The sequence below is a fragment of the Saccharothrix sabaoui genome, assembly GCF_051756985.1.
Lineage (GTDB): Bacteria > Actinomycetota > Actinomycetes > Mycobacteriales > Pseudonocardiaceae > Actinosynnema.
In genome coordinates, this window is the sequence record NZ_JBPKJK010000111.1 from 22,453 (window position 1) to 30,857 (window position 8,405).

Annotated in this window: 9 protein-coding genes; 4 read left to right on the forward strand and 5 right to left on the reverse strand. The window is 75.1% G+C overall.

The genetic code is table 11. The features are described 5' to 3' along the window. Positions 1 to 312: 312 nt before the first annotated feature. On the reverse strand, positions 313 to 705 hold the full coding sequence (locus tag ACR807_RS28500) for a hypothetical protein (protein WP_438924518.1): 393 nt from the start codon (positions 703 to 705) through the stop codon (positions 313 to 315). 156 nt (positions 706 to 861) lie between these two features. Between ACR807_RS28500 and manB the strand changes: the two genes are divergently transcribed. Together manB and ACR807_RS28510 are read left to right on the forward strand one after the other, a co-directional pair. After that, positions 862 to 1,938, forward strand: coding sequence for a mannose-1-phosphate guanylyltransferase (gene manB, locus ACR807_RS28505; RefSeq protein WP_438924519.1), 1,077 nt, complete (start codon positions 862 to 864; stop codon positions 1,936 to 1,938). Then, on the forward strand, positions 1,931 to 2,818 hold the full coding sequence (locus tag ACR807_RS28510) for a DNA-3-methyladenine glycosylase family protein (RefSeq protein WP_438924520.1): 888 nt from the start codon (positions 1,931 to 1,933) through the stop codon (positions 2,816 to 2,818). The genes manB and ACR807_RS28510 overlap by 8 nt, the downstream gene beginning before the upstream one ends. 57 nt (positions 2,819 to 2,875) lie before the next feature. On the opposite strand, the gene ACR807_RS28515 is transcribed toward ACR807_RS28510, so the two are convergent. From ACR807_RS28515 to ACR807_RS28530, 4 genes are read right to left on the reverse strand one after another with little or no spacing between them, the layout of a single operon-like run. Then, complete coding sequence (locus ACR807_RS28515; RefSeq protein WP_438924521.1) at positions 2,876 to 3,424, reverse strand: NUDIX hydrolase; 549 nt, start codon at positions 3,422 to 3,424, stop codon at positions 2,876 to 2,878. Next, positions 3,421 to 4,749: a coenzyme F420-0:L-glutamate ligase gene (locus tag ACR807_RS28520; RefSeq protein WP_438924522.1), complete on the reverse strand. Its 1,329-nt coding sequence runs from the start codon at positions 4,747 to 4,749 to the stop codon at positions 3,421 to 3,423. The genes ACR807_RS28515 and ACR807_RS28520 overlap by 4 nt, the downstream gene beginning before the upstream one ends. Further along, the gene (cofD, locus tag ACR807_RS28525; RefSeq protein ID WP_438924523.1) at positions 4,742 to 5,707 is read right to left on the reverse strand and encodes a 2-phospho-L-lactate transferase; all 966 of its coding nucleotides are present in this window, start codon (positions 5,705 to 5,707) and stop codon (positions 4,742 to 4,744) included. The genes ACR807_RS28520 and cofD overlap by 8 nt, the downstream gene beginning before the upstream one ends. A 24-nt stretch (positions 5,708 to 5,731) precedes the next feature. Beyond that, on the reverse strand, positions 5,732 to 6,484 hold the full coding sequence (locus ACR807_RS28530; protein ID WP_438924524.1) for a site-2 protease family protein: 753 nt from the start codon (positions 6,482 to 6,484) through the stop codon (positions 5,732 to 5,734). Positions 6,485 to 6,755: 271 nt separating this feature from the next. On the opposite strand from ACR807_RS28530, the gene ACR807_RS28535 reads away from it, so the two are divergent. Further along, on the forward strand, positions 6,756 to 7,061 hold the full coding sequence (locus tag ACR807_RS28535; protein ID WP_438924525.1) for a WhiB family transcriptional regulator: 306 nt from the start codon (positions 6,756 to 6,758) through the stop codon (positions 7,059 to 7,061). Positions 7,062 to 7,191: 130 nt separating this feature from the next. Continuing rightward, the coding region (locus tag ACR807_RS28540; RefSeq protein WP_438924526.1) for a glycosyltransferase family 2 protein at positions 7,192 to 8,405 on the forward strand (1,214 nt) is incomplete at its 3' end.

The following is an 8,405-nucleotide window of genomic DNA, read 5'->3' on the forward strand; positions in this document are numbered from 1 at the left end:
CCATCAGACCATCAAAAAGAATTGTTCAACAATCCTCATGGGGCTGACCGCAAGGAAGCCGTGCAACATTCGCAAAGGTGATGAGAGCGCGTCCATGGCATGAATGCGCCAGCCTTGCCGAACCGTTCGGCAACAGCCCTCACCAGCGACGCGACCACGCCAACGCCGTGAAATGGCCGACCTCGCGAGACTTCGGTCGCCGCTCGGGCGTCGCTCGGGCGTTGTCGGGCGCTGCCCGGTCACCGCTTGGCCCGTCGCCCCGTCGCCGCTTGGTCTGTCGCCTGGTCGCCGCTCGGTCTGTCACTCCGCCGCTCAGTCGCCGCTCAACCGCTGTGTCATCCCCGGCTGCTGCGGCGGACCGCCCGACAGCCGCTGCGACAGCGACGGCCGCGACACCGGCACCTGCTGCACCGTCGGCACCGGACCGGGGGCCACGCGCAGCTCCTGCTCGGGCTCCGGCGGCGCGGCGGGCGACATCGGGGGCTGCATCGGGGGCGGGGCGGGGCGGCCCGCGGCCACGTGCGCGGCCAGGACCATGGTCGAGTCCGGGTCCGCGCGGGGGTCCAGGGCGTTGACCATGCTGCGCGGGATCTGCTGGGTGGCCGACGAGTCCATCGGCGACGTCATGTTGTCCGGCGTCACGACGTGCATGCCGCGGGCACGAGCACGGGCGAGCGCCGCGTCGGCCCGAGCGCGGGGGTCCATCCGGATCTCTCCTGCGTGCTGTGGGCCGGCGGTGAACGCCGGCGGTGCCGGAACGGTGGGTGCGCCTCCGACCCGGACCACCGCCCGTGCCGTCGAGGTGCTCGTGCCAGAGTATTCGCAACTCAGGGTGGAAGTAAGCGGAGGAGGAAAAACGGCATGTCGGAGCTGCAAGGCGCCGAGGCAGTGGTTCTGGTCGGGGGCAAGGGAACCCGGCTGCGGCCCCTGACCCTGTCCGCCCCCAAGCCCATGCTGCCGACGGCCGGGGTGCCCTTCCTCACCCACCTGCTGTCGCGCATCAGGGAAGCCGGGATCACCCACGTGGTGCTCGGCACGTCGTACAAGGCCGAGGTGTTCGAGGAGCACTTCGGCGACGGGTCGGCGCTCGGCCTGGAGCTGGAGTACGTGGTCGAGGAGGTGCCCCTGGACACCGCGGGCGCGATCCGCAACGTGGCCCACAAGCTGCGCGAACGCGACGTGATGGTGTTCAACGGCGACATCCTCTCCGGGGTGGACCTGCGCGGTGTGCTGGACACGCACCGCACCTCCGGGGCGGACGTGACGCTGCACCTGGTCCGGGTCGACGACCCGCGCCGGTTCGGGTGCGTGCCCACGGACGCCGACGGGCGCGTCACCGCGTTCCTGGAGAAGACCGAGAACCCGCCGACCGACCAGATCAACGCGGGCTGCTACGTGTTCCGGCGCGAGGTGGTCGAGGCCATCCCCGCGGGTCGGCCGGTGTCGGTGGAGCGCGAGACGTTCCCCGGGCTGCTGGCCGCCGGCGCGCGGGTGCAGGGCCACGTGGACGCGTCGTACTGGCTCGACCTGGGCACGCCCGCCGCGTTCGTGCAGGGCTCGGCGGACCTGGTGCGGGGGATCGCGCCGACCGCCGCGCTGTCCGCCACGGGCGAGGCGGTGCTGCTGCCGGGCGCCGCGGTCGACGAGTCGGCGGTCGTCCGGGGCGGCACCACGGTCGGCGCGGGCTGCACGGTCGCGGCGAGCGCGGTCGTGGACGGCGCGGTGCTGTTCGACGGGGCCGTGGTCGGCGAGGGCGCGCGCGTGGAGCGCAGCGTGCTGGGCGCGAACGCCCTGGTGCAGGCCGGCGCGGTGGTCGTGGACTCGGTGATCGGCGACGGCGCGGTGGTGGGCGCGCGGTGCGAGCTGGTCGGCGGGGCGCGGGTGTGGCCGGGCGTCGTGCTGCCCGAGGCGGGGATCAGGTTCTCCGCGGATGCCTAGGACGTGGTCGCCGCCGTTCCCGCTCGACCTCGGCACCGTGCTGGGGCCGTTGCGGCGCGGGCCGGGCGACCCGTCGTTCCGGGCCGACGCCGGGGTGTGGCTGACCGCCACCACCCCGGCGGGTCCGGGCACCCTGCACGTCCGGCGCGGTGACGCGGTGGAGGCCGACGCGTGGGGTCCCGGCGCGGACTGGCTGCTGGACGGCCTGCCGGCCCTGCTGGGCGCGTCGGACGACGACTCGGCGTTCGAGTGCCACCACCCGCTGGTCGCGGAGGTCCGCCGCCGGCGCCCCGGGATCAGGCTGTCGGCGACGGGCCGCGTGTGGGACGCCCTGCTGCCCGCGGTCCTGGAGCAGAAGGTGACCGGCACCGAGGCCCACCGCTCGTACCGCGAGCTGTGCCTGCGCTTCGGCACGCCCGCGCCCGGTCCCCGGCCGGACCTGCGGGTCCCGCCGACCCCGCGCGCGGTCCTGTCGATCACCGACTGGGAGTGGCACCGGGCGGGCGTGGACGGCGCGCGCCGCCGCACCCTCGTCGCGGCGGCGCAGGTCGCCCACCGGCTGGAGGGCGCGTGCGGCCTGGGCGGCGAGGCCGGGCGGGCGCTGCTGCGCAAGGTGCCGGGCATCGGGGTGTGGACGGCGGCCGAGGTGGCGCAGCGCGCGTGGGGCGACGCGGACGCCGTCAGCTTCGGCGACTTCCACCTCGCGGGCCTGGTCGGCTGGGCCCTGCTCGGCCGCCGCATCGACGACGACGCCATGGCCGCCGAACTGGCCGCGTACGCGCCGCAGCGGCAGCGGGCGGTCCGCTACGTCCTCGCGGCGGGCCTCGGCAAACCCCGCTTCGGCCCCCGCTTCAGCCCGCGCGACCACCGCGCCGTGTGACCTGGCCCGACCCGCCGAGGCCCGACCCCGGCGCGACTCGGCCCGTGCACCCGGTCCCTAGCGCAACCGCGCCAGGGCCGCCTCGATCATCGGGAACAGGTCGTCCACGTTCGCGGGCATCGAGTCGAGCGGCCACCACTGGAGGTCGACAGACTCGGCGCTGCGCCGCGGCCGGGCCCCGACCGGGGCGCGGACCAGGTAGCGGACGTCGAAGTGGCGCGTCGGCTTGCCCAGCGAGCACGTGATCGGGTGCACGTCGAGGTGGATCGGCGTCGGCTCGACGCGCAGGCCCCGGATGCCCGACTCCTCGGTCGCCTCGCGCAGCGCGGCCCCGGCCAGGGTCTCGTCGGTCGGCTCGCAGTGCCCGCCCAGCTGGAGCCAGCGGCCCACCCGGGGGTGCAGGGTGAGCAGGGTCGCGTCGGCCGTCGCGTTCAGCACGAGCGCCGACGCGGTGACGTGCCCCGGCTCGCACGAGCGCAGGCAGCCGTCCTCCCGGGCGGCGAGGAAACCGAGGTACGCCTGCCGCAGCGACTCCTGGGTCCGGTCGGCGGGACGCCACCCGGTCAACGTCGCCACGGCGTCCGCGTGCAGGTCACCGGTGCTCACAGCTCCACGAACCCCTTCAGCTCACGGGGCGCGCGCGGGGTCAGCTCGACCTCCGGCACGCCGACCGCCACCGCGCCCAGCGGTTCCCAGGACCCCGGCAGGTCCAGCGCGGCGCGCACCACGTCCGGGCAGAAGATCGTCGACGACACCCAGCACGACCCCAGGCCCTCGGCCGCCAGCGCGACCAGCAGGCCCTGCACGGCCGCGCCGCCGGCGACGGTGAACATCGTCCGCTCGGCCGACGCGCGCCGCTCGTCCGGGTAGTCGTGCGCGCCCTCGCGCACCAGGAACGGCAGCACGACCTCCGGCGCGTCCCGCAGGAAGTCGCCGCGGGCCGTGCGGCGGGCGACGGCCTCCTCGGACAGCCCGTCACCGCGCAGGTCGGCCTCCCAGCGCTCGCGCATCGCGTCCAGCAGCGCCGCGCGCCGCGCCGTCAGCCGCACGAACCGCACCGGCCGCGTGTGGTGCGGCGCGGGCGCGGTCAGGGCGGCGGCCACGGCCCGTCGAAGCGCTTCGACGTCCACCGGCTCCGCCGCGAACGAGCGCACGGAGCGGCGCAGCAGGACCGCCTCGGCACGCCCCTGCGCCACGGCCTCGGCGGTGCCCAGCCGGAACAGGTCGTCCTCGACCGGGCGGGCCAGGTCGCGCGCGGACGAGCCGTCGTCGACGTAGGACAGGCCGCGCACCACGGCCACCGGCACCGCGCCGAGCTTGCCCTTGACCAGGTCGGCCGCCGCCGCGATCTCGTCGGCCACCGCCACCTCGGTCACCACCAGCGCGTTGCCCTGGCCGTCGACCGACCCGGCGTACCGGTGCAGCACGCTCAGCCCGGACGCGCCGATCGCCGCGTCGGTCTGCCCGACCCGCCACGCCCGGCCCATCGTGTCGGTCACCACGACCGCCACGGACACGCCCAGCAGCTCCCGCAGCGCCGCCCGCAGCGCGCCGGCCGACCCGTCCGGGTCCACCGGCAGCAGCGCGATCTCGTCACCGGCCACGTTGGACGCGTCCACCCCGGACGCCGCCTGCACGACGCCCAGCTTGTTCTCGGTGATCAGCGTCCGGCCGCGCCGCGCGAGCACGCGCACGGCCTCCGCGCGCACCCACTCCCGGCGCACGGCGTCGCGCTCCTCGGGGTCGGTCGGCACCGGCACCAGCCGACCTTCCACTTTGGACAGCACCTTCGAGGTGACGACGACCACGTCGCCGTCGGCCAGCCACGGCGCGGCCGACGCCAGCGCCGCCGCCAGGTCGTCACCGGGCCGGAACTCCGGCAGCCCGGTCACCGGCAGGACGGTCAGCGAGGGCGAGGCGTGGTCAGCCAAGCTCGACACCCACCAGGTCCAGCGCGGCCTTCGCCATGGCGGCGGTCTCGTCCACACCGGACATCAGCAGCGGCACGGCGCGCACCGCCACGCCCGGCACGTCGCAGCGGTCGCCGGTGTGCACGAGCCAGCCGTCGAGCACGCCCCGGTCGGTCGTCTTGCGCGAGCCGTAGTGGCGGCCGACCGCCTCGGCGGAGGTCTCCACGCCGATCGCGGCCAGGCACGCGTCGGCCATCCCGCGCAGCGGCTTGCCGCCGATGATCGGGGAGAGGCCCACCACGCCGGCCTCCGTCTTGCGCAGCGCGTCCCGCACCCCCGGCACGGCCAGGATCGTGCCGACGCTCACCACCGGGTTCGACGGCGCGATCAGCACCGCGTCCGCCTCCAGCAGCGCGTCGACCACCCCCGGCCCGGGGGTCGCGGTCCCCGCGCCCACCGAGGCGAACGACTTCGCCGGCAGCGCGGCCCGGTGCCGCACCCACCACTCCTGGAAGTGGATCGCCTTCTCCGCGCCGTCGAGGTCCACGACGACGTGCGTCTCGACCCGGTCGTCGGACATGGGCAGCAGCCGCACGCCCGGCTCCCAGCGGTGGCACAGCGCCTCGGTCACCGCCGACAGCGGGTACCCGGCGCGCAGCATCCGCGTGCGCACGAGGTGCGTGGCCACGTCCCGGTCGCCCAGCCCGAACCACGTCGGGTCCGCGCCGTACGCCGCCAGCTCCTCCTTCACCGCCCAGGTCTCGCCCGCCCGGCCCCAGCCGCGCTCGGCGTCGATCCCGCCACCCAGGGTGTACATGCAGGTGTCCAGGTCGGGGCAGATCCGCAACCCGTGCATCCACACGTCGTCACCGGTGTTCACCACCGCGGTGATCTCGTGCCCCGGACCGGCCAGGAGGCTCTTGAGCCCCACCAGGAACCGCGCCCCGCCAACCCCGCCCACCAGTACGACGACCTTCACGGGACGCCATCCTCCCACCGGGGCTCAGCGCCAGAACAGGAAGGTGCCCTGGCCGTACCCGGCGAGCGACTGGTGCCCGCCGACCAGCTCGAACACCGCGTACGAGGCGTCGAAGAACAGCCGGGCGATGGTCGGGAAGCCGATCAGCACCGCGAACAGCACGAACGGGGCCCACTGCCGGGCCTTCGCGCCGAACTGCCGCGCCGAGTACGACATGTACGGCTCGATCGCGCCCCAGCCGTCCAGGCCCGGGATCGGCAGGATGTTCAGCACGAACGCGAGCACCTGGAGCAGCGCCAGGTAGGACAGGGCGGCGGCCAGGCCCAGCGGCGGCGAGAACAGCAGCACCGACATCGCCAGCAGGAAGCCCAGCACCAGGTTCGACAACGGCCCGGCCAGCGACACCATCGACTCGACGCGCTTGTCGCGCAGCGCGTGGTGGTTGATCCACACCGCGCCGCCGGGCAGCGGGATGCCGCCGAACGCCAGCAGCACCAGCGGCAGCACGATGCTCAGCACCGGGTCGGTGTAGCGGCGGATGTCCAGCGTCAGGTAGCCCTTGGCCTGCACGGCGTGGTCGCCGCCCCGGTACGCCACGATCGCGTGACCGAACTCGTGCAGGCACAGCGACACCGCCCAGCCGGCCAGCACGAACAGGACCGTGCCGCCGACCAGCGCGGCCCGCGACTCCTCGAACAGGGTCAGCACGGCGCCCACCACCGTCGCCGCGAGCAGGCTGAGGAACAGTGGACTCGGTCGCACCGCTGATCGCTTCACCCCACCAGTGTGGCCTCCCGGGCGCGCCCGCCGACAGGTCGGTCGTTGGGCCGTTCGCGCCCGGCGTGTCGCGCGCCACGCCGGGCCAATCACCGTCTGTGCAGCCAGTCAAGGCTTTTGCGGCCATCCGCGCGAATATCCCCCGTCCTGTGGACTCGGCTTGACCGGGTGTTGTGACACAGGTGTAATCACATCGGTGTCATTCGTCGTTGTGGGGACGGCGAGTGGTGTCCGCCAACCGGGGAGAGCGGAAGGCGAGGAGGCGGACTGGATGCAGGAATTCGACGGGGGTCGCATCGTGGGCGGGGACGTCCCGGCACAGGAGCCGGTCGTGCTCGGCGCGTTCGACGCGACCGATGAGCAGGATTGGCAGGAGCGCGCCCTGTGCGCGCAGACGGACCCCGAGGCGTTCTTCCCCGAGAAGGGCGGCTCCACCAGGGAGGCCAAGCGCATCTGCCTCGGCTGCGAGGTGCGCTCCGAGTGCCTGGAGTACGCGCTGCAGCACGACGAGCGGTTCGGCATCTGGGGCGGCCTGTCCGAGCGCGAGCGGAGGAAGCTCAAGAAGCGCGCCGTGTGAGCGCGTGAACCGGGTGCGCGGCCCGCGGCGTCGTCAGGCCGCGTGATCGTGCCGCGTCGAACCCCCCGGGTCCGGCCTGGCTTACCGTGGGCGTCCCACGGCGTAGTCGGAACGGATCGAGGAGCGGCACTTGACGAGCGGGGCTGCTCCACGGCTGCGCACCGCACCCGTGCTGGCGGTGCTGGTGTGCCACGACGGCGACCGGTGGCTGGGCACGGCGCTGTCCGCGCTGCGCCGGCAACGACCCCGTCCCCGGCACGTGATCGCGGTCGACACGGGGTCCGTGGACGGCACCGCGAAGCTCCTCGCCGACGCCGCCGAAGGTACCGATCGGGTGATAGACGGCGTGCTGACGCTGCCGCGCGGCACCGGGTTCGGCGAGGCCGTGCACGCCGCCGTGGAGCACGCCGTGCAGCGGTGGGGCGACCCCGGCTCGTGGGTGTGGCTGCTGCACGACGACTGCGCGCCCGAACCCGACTGCCTGTCCTCGCTGCTGACCGCGGCCGAGGTGTCGCCGTCGGCCGCCCTGCTCGGCCCGCTGGCCCTGGACTGGGCCGACCCGCGCCTGGTCGTGGAGGCGGGCGTGTCCGCGGACTCCTCCGGGCACCGGCAGACCGGCATCGGCGGCGCGGAACCGGTCGGGACCTTCGAGACCGCGTTCTTCGAGCAGAGCACCGAGGCGCTGGCCGTGCCCTCCGCCGGGTCGCTGGTCCGCCGCTCGGTGTGGGAGTCGCTCGGCGGCTACGACCGGGCGCTGCCCCTGCTGGGCGACGACGTCGACTTCGGGTGGCGCGTCAACCTCGCCGGCCACCTGGTGCTGTCCGTCCCGGTGGCGCGGGTGCGGCACGCGCGCGCCCTCGGCCGCGGCGAACGGCGGCTGGACGCGGCGGCGGCCCGCCCGGGACCCGCCTACCGGGGCGTCGACCGGGCGCACGGCCTGCGCGCGTTCCTGGTCAACTGCGGCGCGGCGTCGTTCTGGCTCGGCCTGCCCCGCCTCGCCGTGCTCGCGGTCCTGCGCGCCCTCGGGTTCGTCCTGCTGCGGCGGTTCGCCGACGCGCACGCCGAGGTCGGCGCGCTGCGCTACCTGCTGAGCGGGCGCGCCCGGCTGCTCGCGGGCCGGCGCGCGCGGCCGGTGCGCGGCGTGGTGCGCGGGCTGTTCACCAGCCGGGTGACGCGGTTGCGCAACGCCGCCCGCACCGCGTCGGCTCACCTGATCAGGCGACGCGTCGAGGCCGACCTGGCGCTCGGCAGGCTGCCCGACGACGGCCGGTCGCCCGCGTGGTCGCCGCCGTCCGCCGCGCAGCGCCCGGCGGTCGGACCGGCGGCGCTGCCCGCGGGCGTGCT

What these genes read in the sequence shown, in the direction of transcription:
- ACR807_RS28500 (WP_438924518.1), bottom strand. Translation starts at nt 705, where the DNA reads ATGGACCCCCGCGCTCGGGCCGACGCGGCGCTCGCCCGTGCTCGTGCC.
- manB (WP_438924519.1), top strand. Translation starts at nt 862, where the DNA reads ATGTCGGAGCTGCAAGGCGCCGAGGCAGTGGTTCTGGTCGGGGGCAAG.
- ACR807_RS28510 (WP_438924520.1), top strand. Translation starts at nt 1,931, where the DNA reads ATGCCTAGGACGTGGTCGCCGCCGTTCCCGCTCGACCTCGGCACCGTG.
- ACR807_RS28535 (WP_438924525.1), top strand. Translation starts at nt 6,756, where the DNA reads ATGCAGGAATTCGACGGGGGTCGCATCGTGGGCGGGGACGTCCCGGCA.